The organism is Niveispirillum sp. CC-CTL257 (assembly GCF_059489915.1).
In genome coordinates this window covers 3,435,438-3,451,733 of record NZ_JCAJXE010000001.1, presented here as the reverse complement: position 1 = coordinate 3,451,733, position 16,296 = coordinate 3,435,438, and the positions used below count along the sequence as shown (strand labels likewise).

Here is a 16,296-nt window from a genome sequence, read left to right as displayed (position 1 = left end):
TCATGACCCAAACGCCCCTACGCGGCCATCCCCGCCGCATGGCCGCTGGACCAGGCCCATTGGAAATTATAGCCACCCAGCCAGCCGGTAACGTCCACCGCCTCTCCCACCACGAACAGGCCAGGGACTTTTTTGGCTTCCATGGTCTTGGAGGACAGCTCTGCCGTATCCACCCCACCCAGCGTCACCTCCGCCGTGCGGTAGCCCTCGGTTCCGTCCGGGTGAACGGTCCAGGCGTGCAGAGCGCTGGCCACGGCCATCAGGTCGGCATCCTTGATATCGGCCATGGGCCGGTTGACCAGGGGGGCCGGGCCGACCAGCGCCACCTCGAACAGCCGCTCGGCAAAGCGCCGCGGCAGGATTTCGCCCAGGATGGTCTTCAGCTCCGCCTTGTGCCGGGATTTCTTCAGACCCTTCAGATGCTCGAACAGGGGCAGATCGGGCGACAGGTCGATGCGCACCCCCAGCCCCTCCCGCCAGTAGGAGGAGATTTGCAGGATCGACGGGCCCGACAGGCCGCGATGGGTGATCAGCAGCGCCTCGCGGAACTTTCCCTTTTCGCAGGAAACCGACGCTTCCAGCGGCACGCCGGACAGGTCCTTCAGCTTTTTCAGGTCCGTCGGCGCAAAGGTCAGGGGCACCAGGGCCGGGCGCGGCTCCACCAGGTTCAAACCCCATTTCCGGGCCAGACGGAAGGCGAAATCAGTCGCCCCCATTTTGGGGATGGACGGGCCACCCGTGGCCAGAACGAAACTGTCGGACGTGAAGCTGCCGTGGCTGGTCACCACGCTGAACCCGCCACCAACGACCGGCATGACCTCATCAATCCGGCATGCGGTGCGGATGGCGACACCGGCATCAGCGCATTCATCCAGCAGCATGCCCAGGATACGCGGCGCGCCATCGTCGCAGAATAACTGCCCCAGCTTTTTCTCGTGCCAGCCGATACCGTGCCGGTCCACCAGGGCGATAAAGTCATGCTGCGTATGGCGTTTCAGGGCAGAGATGGCGAAATGCGGGTTGGCCGACAGGTAGCGGTCGGGCCGCGCCTCCAGATTGGTGAAATTGCAGCGCCCGCCGCCGGAGATCAGGATCTTCTTCCCCACCTTCTCCGCATGGTCCAGCACCAGAACGCGCCGTCCGCGCCGCCCGGCAAAGATGGCGGCGTACAGCCCGGCGGCCCCGCCCCCGGCGATGATGATGTCGTGATGCGAAGTCATGCCCTTGGCGTTAGCAGGGAACGGGCGGGGGATCAATCATCCCCTTCAAGGTCATCGTCGGGCAGGCCCTTGGTGTTGGCCAGCTTGCACTTGGAAAAATCCACGCCGCGCATGTCGGCATTGGTCAGGTTGGCGTCGGTCAGGTCAGCGCCCTTGACGCTGACATTGCGGATCTGGGCCTGACGCAGATCGGCACCGGTCAGGTTGGCACCCGTCAGATCGGCACCGACCAGGACGGCCTTGCCCAGCCGCGCACGCTCCATATTGGTCTGCCAGTCATGGCCCTGGATATTGATGGGAGAGGCCAGCACCCCCGTCATGTCGGCCCCCACCAGCATGGACCGGATCATCCGCGTACCGCGCAGATTGGCATTGCGCAGGTTGGCCCCGCGCAGGTCCGCCGAGGACAGGTCGGCCATCAGCAGGGCGGAGCGCGACAGGTTAGCGTTGCGCAGCACGGCCCCCCGGAAGATGCCCGCCGACAGCGTCATGCGCGACAAGTCCATACCCGTCAGGTCCTTGCCCGACAGGTCCAGCTGCTTGCCCTGAGCCCCACTGGTCTCAATCCATTTGGCGTGCGAGGTCAGCATTTCAGCCAGGCTTTCCTCCATCCCGGCCAGTTGCTCGACGGTTTTCACATCCTCGATATTGGCCAGCGTCAGATCGACCCCGTCCAGAATGGCGCCGATAAGATTGGCGCCCTTCAGGTTGGCATGACGCAGGATGGCGCCCGTCATGATGGCGCCCTCCAGATTGGCACCTTCCAGATTGGCTTCCGTCAGGTCGCAGCTCGTCAGGTCGCAGCCTGTCAGGTTGCTGTCGGACAGGTTGGCCTTGACCAGGATGGATCCGCGCAGATCGGCGTCACGCAGGTCGGTCTGCATCACGAAACTGTCCGACAGCCGCGCCTTGGACAGGGTGGCGCGCATGATCACGGCCTTGGACAGGTCAGCCTCGGACGTGGACTGTACCGACACCAGCTCCCCATTACGGGCCAGCGCCAGGGTGCCATTGCGGAAATCGGCCGAGGTCAGGTTGCAGCTGATCAGCACTGCCCCGCGCAGGATGGCCCCGCGCATATCGGCCGCCGTCAGATCGGCGTGCATCAGATCGGCTTCTGCCAGATCAGCGGCATAAAAATTGGTCATGCGCAGATCGGCCCCGCGCATCAGCGTGTTATGCAGCTTGGCACCCGTGAAATCGGCAGAGGCCAGCACGGAGCCCGACAGGTCCAGGTTCGACAGCTCGCACAGCTTGAAATGCGCCCGCACGCCTGTGATGCGCTGCTCCACAAAGGCCTGATGCTGTTTCAGCATCACATCCAAATCATTCTGCGCAATCTTATTCCGGTAGACGCCCAGCCGTTCATCCAGCAGCGAGGGCGATTTCTGGATCGCGACGCGGCTGAGATCGGTCCTGGAGGAACCGTCGGTACGGGTGAATTTAGACATTGGACCCAAGGCCTGGAAACTTGCCGGAAACACTCCGGCCCCTGTAAACGCATTAAGGCACGGGGTTCGTCCGACTTAAAGAGGTAATGCGGATGGGCAGGGGCCTGTCACGCGAAGATCACGGGGTTAATCCATATCAACCCGACCACGCATCTTCTTCACCCCCGACCGTGTGGATTTCGCGTCCAGGCGGCGGGTCTTCGATGCCAGTGTAGGCCGCGTGGGCCAGCGGGGGGCCTGACGTTCCGCCGCCTTGGCCAGGATTTCGACCAGCCTTGCCTTGGCATCCTCGCGGTTGCGTTCCTGGCTGCGGTGGGCTTGTGCCACCAGTACCAGGACGCCGTCCGCCGTCAGCTTGCGTCCCGCCACGCCGCGCACCCGCTGCTTCAGCCAGTCGGGCAGGGTGGGCGAATTGGCGACGTCAAACCGCAACTGTACCGCTGTTTCCACCTTGTTGACATTCTGCCCGCCCGGACCGCCGGCGCGCAGGAAGCTTTCCTGAAGCTCCTCCTCGTCGATGGCGATATGGGGGGTGATGGGGATCATGGGGCCGGTTCCGCTGCTGCTGCCCGTCAACAACAGCAATCGAATGCTGCCGTCAAGGGCCGGGCGGCGATGCCGGCTTGCGCGTCGGCACGGGGGAGGATTGGGCTGGCGTCGGTGCCCCTTTCTTCCGGCCATGGGAGATACGTGGCGCCGGCGGGTCGATGCGCGGGGCCGGCGGACCGGCGATGTCAGGAACCGGGGGCGAAGGCAGCGCCGGTTCCTGAAGCGCCCGCAAGGCCCGGTCGGCATCCAGGCGCGCATCCGTGGCGTCGCGCCGCTGCATCGGGTCAGGGGCCGGCGTCAGCGAAAGGTCGGCCCCATTCCGCAAACTGTCGGCCTGCGCCCGGCCGCGTTCGGCATCCAGCGGGCTGGGGCTGGCGGGCTGCCCCGGCAGGCCCGGCGGTGGTGACAGAAGCGGGTTTTCCTGCGCCCCGGCCAGGGGGCACAGCATCATCAGGGCGGCCAGCGCCGGGGGGAGGATCGCCTTATGCATGCACCACATATGGGCACCATCGTCCCGCCCGCACAGGGGTGAAACCAGCCATGCGAAACGCACCGCAACAACCCCTTGCACACACGCCCAATCGCATGGATAAGCTGGTTTCAGACGCACCCGCACGTGCCCCTGGCCTTTTGCGCCATGCAACGACGTCAGGCGTCCTTTTTGGCAGCACCGGTCAACCGTGGGCCGGTACCCCGAGAGGGATAGTCACATGAACGCCGTTTCCCGCCGCGAAGGCATGGTCCGGTAAGGACCCCGCTGGTTCGCTTCGTCCGTTGACGCTTTGAGGTCTTGTTCGACCCGGCAATCACGACGCGGCACCAGACCCCGATTTTCCCCGCACCATCCGGCTGGCCGGTCCGTACCGCCCGCCGCGATTATTTCATCGTTCCGCCCCGTACAGCGCCCAATTTAGGGCGAGGCTGGGTGGCATGGGGTATTGTTCCCCGGAGGCTTCGTCCATGGCCCAGGTCCGTTTCCGCACCGCCGTCGCCCCCCTGCGCCGCGCCGCCGCCCGCAGCAGCGCGCCCCGCCTGCCCAGCGTCGATCAGATGGTGGCCCGCCTTGAACCGGCAGAGCCAATGCACTGCATCCGCCCCGCCACCCTGCGCGCCACCGCCGGCCGGTTCCTGGACCTGTTCGGCAAGGCGACGGGCGGTATGGGCGATGTGCTGTACGCCGTGAAGTGCAATCCCGACCCCGCCTTCCTGCGCGCGTTGTACAATGGCGGCATCCGGCATTTCGACTGCGCGTCGCCGGCGGAAATCCGCGTGGTGCGGCAGATGTTTGCCGATGCGCAGATCCACTACATGCACCCGGTGAAGAACCGCGCCGCCATCGCCAAGGCCTACAACGACCATGCCGTGCGCGACTTCTCCCTGGACAGCATGGAAGAGCTGGACAAGATCGCCGCCGTCACGGGCAATGCAGACGACCTGGGCCTGTTCATTCGCCTCGCCATGCCCAAGGGCAAGGCCGCCTATGACCTGTCGGGCAAGTTCGGCGCGCAGTTTGAGGATGCCGTGACCCTGCTGCGCCGGGCGCGCGCGGTGGGTGCGCGGGTCGGCCTGTGCTTCCATGTCGGCAGCCAGATGCTGGAGCCCGCCGCTTATGGCCGTGCCCTGGAATTGGCGGGTCAGGTGATCAATGCCGCCGGTGTCACCATCGACGTGCTGGATGTGGGCGGCGGCTTCCCCGTCGCCTATCCCGACATGGACCCGCCCGACCTGACGCTCTATATGGACGAGATCGCGCGCGGCATCGCCGCCCTGAACCTGCCGTCCGGCACGCGCATCTGGTGTGAGCCGGGCCGCGCCCTGGTGGCCGCTGGCGGTTCCGTCGTGGTGCAGGTGGAACGCCGCCGGGGCAGTGACGAACTGTTCATCAATGACGGCGTCTATGGCAGCCTGTCGGATGCGGGCGTGCCCGGCTTCCTGTTCCCCTGCCGCCTGATCCGCCGGTCCGAGGCGCCGCTGGCTCCGTTCAGCTTCTGGGGCCCCACCTGTGACAGCGCCGACCGCATGAAGGGTCCGTTCCTGCTGCCCGCCGATGTGCGCGAAGGGGACTGGATCGAGATCGGGCAGCTGGGTGCCTATGGTGCCACGCTCAGGACGGAGTTCAACGGCTTCGACCATGCCCATCTGGTCGAAGTATCCGATGCTCCCCTGATGAAAACATCAGGTCATCAGGCAGAGCCATCATTGTCCTTTGTTGCAGCCTGACCCATCCTCTACAGCGATTGCGGATGGGGAGCGATCAGCTTTGCAACGAATTAAGGCAATGAGCAAATGAAACAACTGAAACAGGGGCTGGCAGCAGCCCTTTTACTTACCACCGTCGCTTTTCCTGCCCTGGCACAGCAGACCCCGGCCAAGCCCGCCGAACTGGCCGTGCTGGCCATGGAGGAAGGCACCTGGGATGCAGACATCACCTTCCCCGCCCGCAAGGCGGGAGAGCCGGACGGCAAGGCCAAGGGGGTGCAGGTCAACCGCCTGCGCTCAGACGGCATGTGGATGCTGAACGAATTTTCCGTGGACGGCACACCCTATCAAGGGACGGGCCTGTGGGGCTATGATCCCAAGACCGGCGAGTATATCGGCATCTGGGCCGATAATAATGAGTTCCGCGTGCGCAACGATCGTGGCCGCTACGACGCCGCGACCAAGACCATGCATTGGAAGGCGGAGATGGTGCAGGCCGACGGGCAGGTCATCCCGCTGCAATTCACCGAGGAATTTCAGGGACCGACACGAGTATTTCACATGGACGCCATTGCACCAAAGACCGGCAAGGTGATACCACTGCTTCACATCGTCTTCACGAAACGCAAAGCCTGATATAGCATTGCGGTAGTTCAAACCGGGCGCGGTCCCATCCATGCGGGCGGGGCCGCGCCTTTCTGTTGTCCTGCATCCAGTCCGAGAAGCACGTCAACCCCACAGCCATGAGGCTCCCATAGGCGGGTAATAGCCCCGGAGAACCCACGAAAATGACCCAATATCAGAAGCATTGTGCCCTTCCCGGGCGTCTTGTGATGGTTGGATTCGGCAGCATCGGCCAAGGTGTGCTGCCCCTGATTCTGCGGCATATCGAAATTGACCGGCAGAACATCACCATCATCACGGCGGACGAGCGTGGCCACGGTGAGGCTGACTATTTCGGCATCAAGTTCGTCAAGGAACCGCTGACCCGGCAGAATTACCGGGCCATGCTGGAACCCCTGCTCTCCAAGGGTGATTTCCTGCTCAACCTGTCGGTGGATGTCTCGTCCACGGCCCTGGTTGAACTGTGCGCCGAACGCGGTGCGCTCTATCTCGATACCTGTATCGAACCCTGGCCCGGCGGTTATACCGACCCCAGCCTGTCGCCCTCCATGCGCTCCAACTACGCGCTGCGCGAACAGGCGCTGGGCTTGCGCGCCAAGCTGGGGACGAAGGCACCCACCGCCGTGCTGACCCACGGTGCCAATCCGGGCCTCGTCTCCCACTTTGTGAAGCAGGCGCTGCTGAACATCGCGGAGGATACGGGCCGCGACGTGACCGACGTGCCCGCCGACCGCGCCGCCTGGGCCGCCCTGGCCCATGATCTGGGCGTCAAGGTCATCCATATCGCCGAACGCGACACCCAGGTCTCCTCCATCCCGAAAAAGCGGGGGGAGTTCGTCAATACCTGGTCCATCGACGGCTTCATCTCCGAGGGCTGCCAGCCCGCCGAGCTGGGCTGGGGCACGCATGAGGCGACGTTCCCGCCCGACGGTATCCGCCATGACTTCGGCTGCCAGGCCGGCATCATCCTGAACCGCCCCGGCGTGACGCAGCGCGTGCGCACCTGGACCCCGATGGAAGGCCCCTTCCACGGCTTCCTGATCACGCATAGCGAGGCGCTGTCGATCCCCGATTACCTGACGGTGCGCGACGCGGACGGCAAGGCGATCTACCGCCCCACCTGCCACTATGCCTATCACCCCTGCGACGACGCCGTGAAATCGATCCACGAATTCGCGGGCAAGAATTTCGTGCAGCAGGAAACCCAGCGCCTGTTGATGAAGGAAATCATCGACGGCGTGGACGAACTGGGCGTGCTGCTGGCCGGTCATGAAAAGGGTGCCTACTGGTTCGGCTCCCAGCTGACCTGCTCAGAGGCCCGGCAATTGGTGGAGTTCAACAGCGCCACCAGCCTGCAGGTCACGGTCGCCGCCCTCTCCGGCATGATCTGGGCCATCGAAAACCCCGACCGCGGCATCGTGGAAGCCGACGACATGGATTTCCAACGCTGCCTGGATATCTGCATGCCCTACCTGGGGCCGGTGGTCGGTGCCTATACCGACTGGACGCCGCTGGACGGGCGGAACAAGCTGTTCGTGGAGGACGTGGATATGTCCGACGCGTGGCAGTTCAAGAATATTCGGGTGGTTTGAGGAGCAACAATTACGCAAGCATAGTGGGCCTAAACAATTTTAGGCTCACTATGTTCTCATGCTATCTTTTATCTGTTGGAAGACCTATAAAATGGCAGTCAATCGCACTAATAACATCTTTTTTTTCCGGATGAATTTCACTTATTAACTCACACAGTTCCTTTTTAATTAATATATTTTCATCCGCCAACATCTCTACTTTATGCGACAAACCTTCAGAGGAAGCCGCCCGCTCAACTAAAAAACGATCTGCCGCCTGAAGGAACAAGGCTAAAATTAAGATGTAATATATCGCGGAACTAAAGTCTGTTGGCTGCATCGTCGCCAGAATTCCTTTGCCAGCCCCGTTTTGAAAGTACGAAAGGAGGCCGCAAATCAACAGACACTCAATTGAAAAAGTAAAAAACAGAAATGGGCTCATTATTTTTCCAGAAACACCCCAAAGAGCGAAAAAAGTTAAAAGTAATATTACAATACTGAGACCAAAAATGTCAATTGCAGTTAATTTTATATTCATCATTAACTCCATGTTAAGTACGCATTATGCGACATAGCCGAATTGATCGTCACATAAAACGCATGAATCATATGCCAAAATCAAGGAAATTTGGAGGCAGTCAGAGCATAAAAAAGCCCGTGCCCCGGCCGATACGGCTGCCCCCCATGACGCTTCATGTGCCGGCCGGAAACGTTTCTGACATCACCATGGCAGAGACCCCGCTGGCCGAGACCCAAGATTGCCGCTACGTCCCGGTCAACAAGGGCTATAACAGCGAAAAGTTGCGGGCCACAATCAAGTAAGAGGACCCGAGCGCCGGTCACTCCCAACAGAAAGTCACGCCAGAGGCCTATCCGCCTTGATAAGACCCGGTACAGAGTCTGACGGATAGCGGAGGCCATCTTCTGTCACCTCAAGGACTTCCACAGCGTCTTCACTCGGCACGATAAACTCGACATTACGACAATAGTTTATTACCGGACCTGCTTGTTTCTAGACCATAGCCAGGAATTCGCAGCAATACAGACAGCTGCAATCAATTCTGCGGGTTGGCTGGACCCTAGCGTCAAAGTAGATAATAGCCACCTGGAACTGTCAGCGCGCGACAGCCACGCCTTTGTTGCAGCAATGCTTAACCCGCCCTCGCCGAATGACCGGCTGCTTGAGACGGTGGCCCAATACCGTAAGATTATGGGCGCTCAGTCGAGAACCATCCCCGACCGTTCGCTTAAACTCTTCCTGCCGATGCCGGCCGGTTTGGCTGGGGCAGTGCGGCCTCATAGCGACGCGCGCCCCATCACCCCGCTTGCGCTTCGCCGCGCCCTGCCCCATATCCAGGGCCGGCGTTAAGCCACCCTCAATGGATGTACATCGCAGAGCAAGGTGAGAGAGATGAGCGAGGAACGGCTCAGTTTCCAGGCCGAGGTCAGCCGCCTGCTGGATATCGTGGCGCACAGCCTCTACTCGGAGAAGGAAGTCTTCCTGCGGGAACTGATCTCCAACGCGTCGGACGCGTGCGACCGGCTGCGCTATGCGGCGCTGACCGATGGGGCGCTGCTGGGGGACGACCGCGACTTCAAAATCCGCATCGTCGCTGACAAGGATGCGAAGACCCTGACCCTCATCGACAATGGCATTGGCATGAACCGCCAGGACCTTGTTGATAATCTGGGCACCATTGCCCGGTCGGGCACGTCGGCCTTTGTCAAGAACCTGTCGGGCGACAGCAAAAAGGATGTCAGCCTGATCGGGCAGTTCGGCGTCGGCTTCTATTCCGCCTTCATGGTGGCGGAAAAGGTGGAAGTGTTCAGCCGCAAGGCGGGGGAGGCCACCGGTTGGCGCTGGGTCAGCGACGGCCAGGGCAGCTTTACCGTGGCCGAGGATGAGGCCGCCCCAGCGCGCGGCACCCGCATCATCATGCATATCCGCGCGGCGGAAACGGAGTTCCTGGAGGAACATCGCCTGCGCCATGTCATCAAGACCTATTCCGACCATATCGCCGTGCCCATCCTGCTGGGTGCCGACACGACCGACAGCGTGAACGCCGCCAATGCGCTGTGGACAAGGTCCAAGTCGGAGATAACGGAAGAGCAGTACAAGGAATTCTATCACCATGTCGGCCACGCCTATGACGAGCCGTGGCTGACCCTGCATTGGCGGGCCGAAGGGGTGATTGAATATACGGGCCTGCTGTTCGTGCCGCAGCAGCGCCCATTTGACCTGTTCGACCCGCGCCGCGCCCATCATGTGAAGCTGTATGTCCGCCGCGTCTTCATCACGGATGAGGCGGAAGGGCTGGTGCCGCCGTACCTGCGCTTCCTGAAGGGTGTGGTGGACAGCGAGGACCTGCCGCTGAATGTCAGCCGCGAGATGTTGCAGAACAACCCGGTCCTGACCAAGCTGAAGGCCGGGATCGTCAAGCGCGTGCTGGGCGACCTGAACAAGAAGGCCGCCGACCCGGAGCAGGCCGCCGATTACGCCCGCTTCTGGGACGCGTTCGGCGCCGTCCTGAAGGAAGGGCTGTATGAGGATTACGCCCACCGCGACGATCTGCTGAAGCTGCTGCGGTTCCGCACGACGGAAAGCAAGGGCGAGTTGGTCAGCCTCGCCACCTACATTGGGCGCATGAAGGAAGGCCAGGACGCCATCTATTACATCACGGGCGATGAGAAATCGGCCGTGGAACGCAGCCCGCAGGTGGAAGGGTTCCGCGCCAAAGGCGTGGAGGTGCTGCTGCTGACCGATCCGGTGGATGAGTTCTGGGTCGGGTCGGTGCGCGAAACCGAGGGCAAGCAATTCAAGTCCGTGACCCGCGGCGGGGCCGACCTGTCCAAGATCAAGGGTGAGGAAAAGCCGGAGGACGAGAAGAAGGACAAGGCATCCGATGGCGACCTGTCCTCCCTGACAGCCCTGCTGAAGCTGACCCTGGGCGACGAGGTCAAGGATATCCGCCGGTCGGAGCGTCTGACCGACAGTGCCGTCTGTCTGGTGGCCGATGATGGCGACATGGATATCCACCTGCAACGGCTGCTAAAGCAGCATGGGCAGTTGGGGGCCGATGCCGCGTCCAAGCGGGTGCTGGAGATCAACCCCGGCCACCCGCTGATCCGCCGTCTGGCGGAGAAGGCGACGCAGGACGGGGCGGCAAGCTCGCTGGAGGATGCGGCCTGGCTGCTGCTGGATCAGGCCCGCATCCTGGAGGGCGAGACCCTGCCCGACCCGCTGTCCTTCGCCCGTCGTATGGCGGCCTTTGTGGAGAAGGGCCTGGGCTGATGCCGGGGCGTCAGCCGACATAGGCTGTGTCTGTCCCGCTACCCTTGCCGTTCACCGGCGGCAGGGGGGCCGGACGGGCGCTTCAATTCCGCGATGTGCAAGTACCTGTAGTTCTGATCGCACAGCGGGCATTGTTCGGTGGACGCCCACTCTCGGTGGCGTTATCTAGGTCCCACCATGTGCAACCTGCCGATGGTGGAGCTGCCCCCTGTCCTCCCTGCCCATGCAAGAACGCCGCATCGCCTGGCTGATGATGGCGGTACAGTTTGTCAGCGTGCTGTCCTTCATGGTCGTCATGCCATTGGGGCCGGATTATGCGCTGGACCTGGGCATCGATACCGCCAGGGTCGGCTGGGTCCTGGCAGCCTATACCCTGTCTTCCTCCATCGTCGGGCTTCTGGCTGCCCTTGTGCTGGACCGGTTCGACCGGCGGCCGGCCCTGGGCATCTGCATGGTGGGGCTGGTCCTCTGCAATGTCGCGGCGGCCCTTTCCTTTGATCTCTGGTCATTGCTGGCGGCGCGCGGTCTGGCGGGCCTGTTCGGCGGGCCGGCGGGGGCCCTGTCGGTCGCCATCGTCGCCGACAATGTGCCCGCCGAACGCCGGGGCAAGGCCATGGGCATGGTCATGGGTTCCCTGTCGATCAGCGCGGTTCTGGGTGTTCCGGCCGCCCTGGAACTGTCACGCCTGTTCGGCTGGCGGGTTCCGTTCCTGGTGGTGGCGGGTCTGGGCCTTGCCATCATCTTGGTCTCGCTGCGCCTGCTGGGGCCGCAGCGTCTACATCTCACCGATAAGCCGGTCCCCCTGCGCGAGGCGCCGTCACACCTGCTGAATGTGGCGCGTGGCACCTTGCCGGCCCTGGCCTTCGCCCTGTCCTTCATCGCCATCGTGCCCAGCTTCATGTTGATCACCAACATGGCGGTGTTCGTGCAGTTCAACCTGGGCTTCCCGCGCGAACAGCTGGGCCTGCTCTATATGGTGGGCGGGGTGTTGAGCTTTTTTGGCATGCGGGTGACGGGCGCGCTGGTGGACCGTTATGGATCGACGCTGGTCACCACCGGTACGGCCCTGGGTCTGGCGACGCTGATCTGGCTGCTTTATTACGACTGGCACTGGGCCGCACTGCCCATCGTGACCCTGGTGCCGGGGTTCATGGTGTTCAACAGCGCCCGCATGGTGGCGCAGAGTGCGGCCGTGTCCAAGGTGCCGGCCCCCGCCGACCGGGCCGGCTTCATGGCCCTGGTGCAATCGGTGACGCAGGTGGCCGGCGGTCTGGCGGCCTTGACCGGTTCAGCGATGCTGACCACGGGCGACAAGGGGGAATTGCATAATATGGAGGCGGTGGCCCTGGTTTCCCTGATCATCACCCTGCTGGCCCCGCCGCTGATCTGGGCCCTTGAACGCCGCCTGCCCCGGAATGCCGATGTCAGCCACCGCGTGAAGGCGATGGTGAAGGGCAGTTCCGGGGGCTAAGCCTGGCCAGCCGACGTACCGGGATCACTGCCAGTCCTTGACGCCATACTTGGCGAGGATGGCCGTCAGCTGCCCGTTCTTGCGCAACTCCGCGACCTTGGCGTCGATCAGCTTGGCATAGGTGGCGCTGTTCGGGTCCTTGGGCGAAAAGCCGATGGACACGCTGCTCTGCTGACCCAGGGCGTGATAGTTGAACAGGGTACGGTAACCCTTCGATTCCAGCAGATAATCAACGACGTTGCTGTCCTCGACCATCGCGTCGATCTTGCCGTCGATCAGCAGATTGACCAGATCCTCGGTTACATTGTCGCCCGACACCTGAACGATGTTGGGGGAGCCCTTGTTGGCATCAATGAAGGCGTTCACTTCGGTGCTGTAGAAATAATCCTTGATCGACCCGAAGCGCACGGCCTTCAGCGCGTCCAGGTTCGTCACCTTGAAATCCTTGGTATCCTTGCCCTTGCGGATGACCAGGGTGGGGCGGGAGATGCCAAGGCCCAGGCTGGGGTAGATCATGCCCGGCGCTTCTTCCTTGGTGGCCCCGACAGCCCCCGTGGCCGTACCGGCGGCCACAGCGGCCAGCGCATCAGTCCAGGCCATCAGCTGGTAATCGACCTTGTGGCCCGCCGGTTCCAGAGCGGCGCGCGCAATCTCGATCAGATAGCCGGGGCGGTTGCCCGGTTCGCAATTATAGGGGCACCAGCTATCGGCCCGCAGCTTGACCTCTCCCGCCATCGCCGGCAGGGAAACCATGACCACGCCCAAGGCCAGAAGAGCCACAGCACCGGAAAGTCCAGACATGCGCCGCATTACCTTACCCCATTCCTTCAGCTTAAATTTTAGGCATGGGTGTTAATCTTCACGACAGTCTGTGTCAATTCATGCAGACCTGACCAAATGGATTGCAGACGCGCGCGCCAGGACTGTCAAAATTCATTGCCCGGAACCATCGGGCCTTTCCGTCTGTTTCAAGACCAGGGGAGACTGGACAGAAGCCATCCCCCGCCCCACCCTTATGTCCGTCAACATATGGAAAGCGACACATGGAACGGGTGCACCTGTCCGTCTGCATGTCACTGGATGGTCATATCGACACCGATCTCGGCCAGCGGCTGGTGTTGTCCGGCGAGGAGGATTGCCGCGACATGCATGCGGTGCGCGCCGATTGTGACGCCATCCTTGTCGGCGCCGGCACCGTCCGGCGCGATCAGCCGCGCCTGACCGTGCGTTATCCCGACCTGCTGGCCGCCCGCCGTGGGCGCGGCATGCCGGACCACCCCGCCAAGGTGGTGGTGACGCGGGGCGGCGACGGGCTGGAACCGGAATCCTGTTTTTTCCAGCAGGGCGGCCCCGTGATTGTGCTGTGCGCGGAAACCGCCCTGCCCGCGCTGCGCGCGCGTCTGTCATCGGTGGCCCAGATCGTGGGGTTGGGGGATGAAGGGGTTCCTGCCATCCTGTCCCGCCTGTCGGGTCTGGGCATTCAGCGGTTGATGGTCGAAGGCGGGTGTCAGGTTCTGACGCAGTTCCTGGCCGCCGGTGCCTTTCACCGGCTGCGGGTCGCCGTGGCGCCCTTCATGGTGGGCCGGGCCGGCGCGCCCCGGCTGGCGGGACCCGGCCCCTTCATCCATGGACCGGATAACCGCCTGCGCATCCTGTCGACGCGCACCCTGGGCAATATCGCGGTGATCGATATGGAAAACCCGGACCCGCAGGTCAGTTTCCGCTGCCAGGGTTAGTTTCCGCTGAACGTATCGCGAAGGCGCGGGGCGCTCTGCACCTGCTCGCGCGCGGCGGAACGGTCATTGGGACCATTCATGGTTCCGCCGGACGCGAAGACCTGGTCGCCACGCGGCTGGCCCGGCGGCTCCTTGCCGAACATCGCGTGCAGGCGCTGATATTCCTTCTGGTGATATTCCTGCGCTTCCTGGAAGTCGGGCTCCCCGTTGCGGGGGGCCGTCACGATCACTTCGTCCATCACTTCCGGCTGCGGCTGGGCATTCTGCGCAGCGACAGGGCCGGCCAGCGCCAGAAGCAGCAGGGACAGGGCAGGGATACGCATGCAAGCAAACATGGCGGGCCTCATGATCGATAAACCCATCATAGCATAAATGGGTGGCGCGCACCGTTGTTCCCACCCGCACGAAAGATGGGTTACTCCCACCCGCCCAACAGCGGACGCATGCGCAGGCTTTCCTTGTTCCGCACGCGGACCTTGCCATGCACATGCTCCGGCATGGCATCGCGCGGGCCGCCCACACGCACCGGCCGTTCGGCGAAGCGGCCCAGGCTGATCATGCGGTCGTAGGTGACAATGGCGGCGGCCACCGAGACATTGACGCAGAACTTGGTGGGGATCTTCACGACATGGTCGCAGCGGGCCAGCATGGCCGCCGACAGGTTGCCCCGTTCCGGCCCGAACACATAGGCCGCGCGCAGCGGATGACGAAAGCTGGGCAGTTCCGCTGCATCGTCGGTCAGCTCGCACCCGACCAGCTGGCAGCCCTCGGGCAGCGCCATTTCCCCGATCGAACCCCAACCATAATAGGGCACATGATCGACCCCGCCCGAGGTGTCGGTGACGCGCAGTTCATTCATATCGACGACGGCGTTCACGGAAAAGACGAAGCTGGCGCCGAACGCATGGCCCGTCCGCATGATGGTGCCAAGATTGCCGGACTTGCTGATGCCTTCGGCACCCAAGGCGAAATAGCCGCGCATGATGACCTGATGATGAAAGGGGGTGATTTGCCGGGACTCCTTGCATGGAAAGGGCCGCCGGGGCAAGGTGCCTGCCCCCATCCCTCGCCTGCGCGCTGGTCATGCCCGATCCCAACCAACCCCATATCCATGGTCCCGGCTGCGGCCATCACCATCACGAATCCGGTCCCGCTGGCGGTGTCGCGGTGCGCCTGCCCGATGACAGCGCCAACCCCATCCTGATCCAGGTGACGCGCGGCGGGCTGGTGGAAAGCATCCATCGCGGCCGCGCGGTCGTGGTGGGGGCCGACGGCCATGTTCTGGCCAGTTTCGGCGATGTGAAGGCTATCACCTTCCCCCGGTCCGCCAACAAGGCCTTGCAGGCCCTGCCGCTGGTCGAAACCGGGGCCGCCGACGCTTTCGGCCTGGGCAGCGAAGAACTGGCACTGGCCTGTTCCAGCCATGATGGCGAACCGATGCACACGACCCGCGTGGCCGCCTGGCTGTCGCGCATCGGCCTGACCCCGGACCATCTGGAATGCGGCAGCCACGCCCCCTACTCGGTTCCAACCTGGGAGGCGATGCTGCGCCGGGGGGAAGAGCCGACGAGCCTGCACAATAACTGTTCCGGCAAGCATGCGGGCATGGTCACCACGGCCCTGCACCGGGGAGAGGCCATCCGTGGCTATGTGAATTATCAGCACCGGGTGCAGCAACGTATCCTGGGCGTCATGGAGCAGGTAACGGCGCAGGATCTGACAAGTGCCCCCTGGGGCATTGACGGCTGTTCCATCCCGACCATCGGTTTGCCTCTGGAGGCGCTGGCCTTTGGCATGGCCCGCATGGCCGATCCACAGGATTTGCCATCCGCCCGCGCCGACGCGGCCCAGCGCCTGCTGGCCGCCTGGGGTGCGCATCCCGAACTGGTCAGCGGGACGGAAGGTTTCGACACTTTATTCATGCAGACCCTGGGCAGCCGCATCCTGTCCAAGGCCGGGGCGGAGGGGGTCAGTGTCGGGATCATTCCCGAGGAAGGCATTGCCATCGCGGTGAAGATCGATGACGGAGCCAAACGCGCCGCAGGCCCCGCCATGGCTGCGGTCCTGCGCCGACTGGGCCTGCTGACCGACACCGACTGGACGGCCTTGCAGCCCCTGGTCAATCCCGCCCTGCGCAACCGCGCAGGCGTGAAGGTAGGGGCGGTGGAGGCGGGGTTTTGACC

Annotated in this window: 17 protein-coding genes; 9 read left to right on the top strand and 8 right to left on the bottom strand. The window is 63.2% G+C overall.

Annotated features, from left to right (window positions below; all coding sequences use genetic code 11):
- Positions 1 to 17: 17 nt before the first annotated feature.
- The 4 genes from ABC729_RS16295 to ABC729_RS16280 all read right to left on the bottom strand — a co-directional run bounded on the left by ABC729_RS16295 (position 18) and on the right by ABC729_RS16280 (position 3,773).
- Positions 18 to 1,220 carry a BaiN/RdsA family NAD(P)/FAD-dependent oxidoreductase gene (locus tag ABC729_RS16295; protein WP_495608591.1) on the bottom strand — a complete coding sequence of 401 codons (1,203 nt, stop codon included), beginning with the start codon at positions 1,218 to 1,220 and terminating at the stop codon, positions 18 to 20.
- A gap of 32 nt (positions 1,221 to 1,252) precedes the next feature.
- The gene (locus ABC729_RS16290) at positions 1,253 to 2,671 is read right to left on the bottom strand and encodes a pentapeptide repeat-containing protein (RefSeq protein WP_495608590.1); all 1,419 of its coding nucleotides are present in this window, start codon (positions 2,669 to 2,671) and stop codon (positions 1,253 to 1,255) included.
- Between the two features lie 126 nt (positions 2,672 to 2,797).
- The gene (gene arfB / locus ABC729_RS16285; RefSeq protein ID WP_495608589.1) at positions 2,798 to 3,217 is read right to left on the bottom strand and encodes an alternative ribosome rescue aminoacyl-tRNA hydrolase ArfB; all 420 of its coding nucleotides are present in this window, start codon (positions 3,215 to 3,217) and stop codon (positions 2,798 to 2,800) included.
- Between the two features lie 52 nt (positions 3,218 to 3,269).
- Positions 3,270 to 3,773 carry a hypothetical protein gene (locus ABC729_RS16280; protein WP_495608588.1) on the bottom strand — a complete coding sequence of 168 codons (504 nt, stop codon included), beginning with the start codon at positions 3,771 to 3,773 and terminating at the stop codon, positions 3,270 to 3,272.
- Between the two features lie 407 nt (positions 3,774 to 4,180).
- Between ABC729_RS16280 and ABC729_RS16275 the strand changes: the two genes are divergently transcribed.
- From ABC729_RS16275 to ABC729_RS16265, 3 genes are all read left to right on the top strand, one after another.
- A complete protein-coding gene (locus ABC729_RS16275; RefSeq protein ID WP_495608587.1) occupies positions 4,181 to 5,440 on the top strand; it encodes a type III PLP-dependent enzyme in 1,260 nt (419 codons plus the stop codon).
- A 66-nt stretch (positions 5,441 to 5,506) separates the two neighbouring features.
- Positions 5,507 to 6,055, top strand: coding sequence for a DUF1579 family protein (locus ABC729_RS16270; RefSeq protein ID WP_495608586.1), 549 nt, complete (start codon positions 5,507 to 5,509; stop codon positions 6,053 to 6,055).
- 152 nt (positions 6,056 to 6,207) lie between these two features.
- Positions 6,208 to 7,635: a homospermidine synthase gene (locus ABC729_RS16265; protein ID WP_495608585.1), complete on the top strand. Its 1,428-nt coding sequence runs from the start codon at positions 6,208 to 6,210 to the stop codon at positions 7,633 to 7,635.
- A gap of 61 nt (positions 7,636 to 7,696) precedes the next feature.
- Here the strand turns inward: ABC729_RS16265 and ABC729_RS16260 are convergent, their stop codons facing one another.
- The gene (locus ABC729_RS16260; protein ID WP_495608584.1) at positions 7,697 to 8,155 is read right to left on the bottom strand and encodes a hypothetical protein; all 459 of its coding nucleotides are present in this window, start codon (positions 8,153 to 8,155) and stop codon (positions 7,697 to 7,699) included.
- A gap of 143 nt (positions 8,156 to 8,298) precedes the next feature.
- On the opposite strand from ABC729_RS16260, the gene ABC729_RS16255 reads away from it, so the two are divergent.
- The 4 genes from ABC729_RS16255 to ABC729_RS16240 all read left to right on the top strand — a co-directional run bounded on the left by ABC729_RS16255 (position 8,299) and on the right by ABC729_RS16240 (position 12,377).
- Positions 8,299 to 8,436, top strand: a complete 138-nt coding sequence (locus tag ABC729_RS16255) for a hypothetical protein (RefSeq protein WP_495608583.1) — start codon at positions 8,299 to 8,301, stop codon at positions 8,434 to 8,436.
- 184 nt (positions 8,437 to 8,620) lie between these two features.
- The gene (locus ABC729_RS16250) at positions 8,621 to 8,983 is read left to right on the top strand and encodes a type II toxin -antitoxin system TacA 1-like antitoxin (protein WP_495608582.1); all 363 of its coding nucleotides are present in this window, start codon (positions 8,621 to 8,623) and stop codon (positions 8,981 to 8,983) included.
- A gap of 42 nt (positions 8,984 to 9,025) precedes the next feature.
- A complete protein-coding gene (gene htpG, locus ABC729_RS16245; RefSeq protein WP_495608581.1) occupies positions 9,026 to 10,906 on the top strand; it encodes a molecular chaperone HtpG in 1,881 nt (626 codons plus the stop codon).
- Between the two features lie 223 nt (positions 10,907 to 11,129).
- Positions 11,130 to 12,377 carry an MFS transporter gene (locus ABC729_RS16240; protein ID WP_495608580.1) on the top strand — a complete coding sequence of 416 codons (1,248 nt, stop codon included), beginning with the start codon at positions 11,130 to 11,132 and terminating at the stop codon, positions 12,375 to 12,377.
- Between the two features lie 24 nt (positions 12,378 to 12,401).
- On the opposite strand, the gene ABC729_RS16235 is transcribed toward ABC729_RS16240, so the two are convergent.
- Positions 12,402 to 13,178, bottom strand: coding sequence for a substrate-binding periplasmic protein (locus ABC729_RS16235; protein WP_495608579.1), 777 nt, complete (start codon positions 13,176 to 13,178; stop codon positions 12,402 to 12,404).
- Between the two features lie 242 nt (positions 13,179 to 13,420).
- Here ABC729_RS16235 and ABC729_RS16230 point away from each other — a divergent pair, with 242 nt between their 5' ends.
- Positions 13,421 to 14,113: a RibD family protein gene (locus ABC729_RS16230; protein ID WP_495608578.1), complete on the top strand. Its 693-nt coding sequence runs from the start codon at positions 13,421 to 13,423 to the stop codon at positions 14,111 to 14,113.
- Here the strand turns inward: ABC729_RS16230 and ABC729_RS16225 are convergent.
- The gene (locus ABC729_RS16225) at positions 14,110 to 14,436 is read right to left on the bottom strand and encodes a hypothetical protein (protein ID WP_495608577.1); all 327 of its coding nucleotides are present in this window, start codon (positions 14,434 to 14,436) and stop codon (positions 14,110 to 14,112) included. The two genes, ABC729_RS16230 and ABC729_RS16225, sit on opposite strands and share 4 nt — an antisense overlap.
- A gap of 92 nt (positions 14,437 to 14,528) precedes the next feature.
- Positions 14,529 to 15,095 (bottom strand): TrmH family RNA methyltransferase, encoded by a 567-nt coding sequence (locus ABC729_RS16220; RefSeq protein WP_495608576.1) that lies wholly within the window; start codon positions 15,093 to 15,095, stop codon positions 14,529 to 14,531.
- Positions 15,096 to 15,139: 44 nt separating this feature from the next.
- Between ABC729_RS16220 and ABC729_RS16215 the strand changes: the two genes are divergently transcribed.
- Positions 15,140 to 16,294 (top strand): asparaginase, encoded by a 1,155-nt coding sequence (locus ABC729_RS16215; RefSeq protein ID WP_495608575.1) that lies wholly within the window; start codon positions 15,140 to 15,142, stop codon positions 16,292 to 16,294.
- Positions 16,295 to 16,296: the final 2 nt, after the last annotated feature.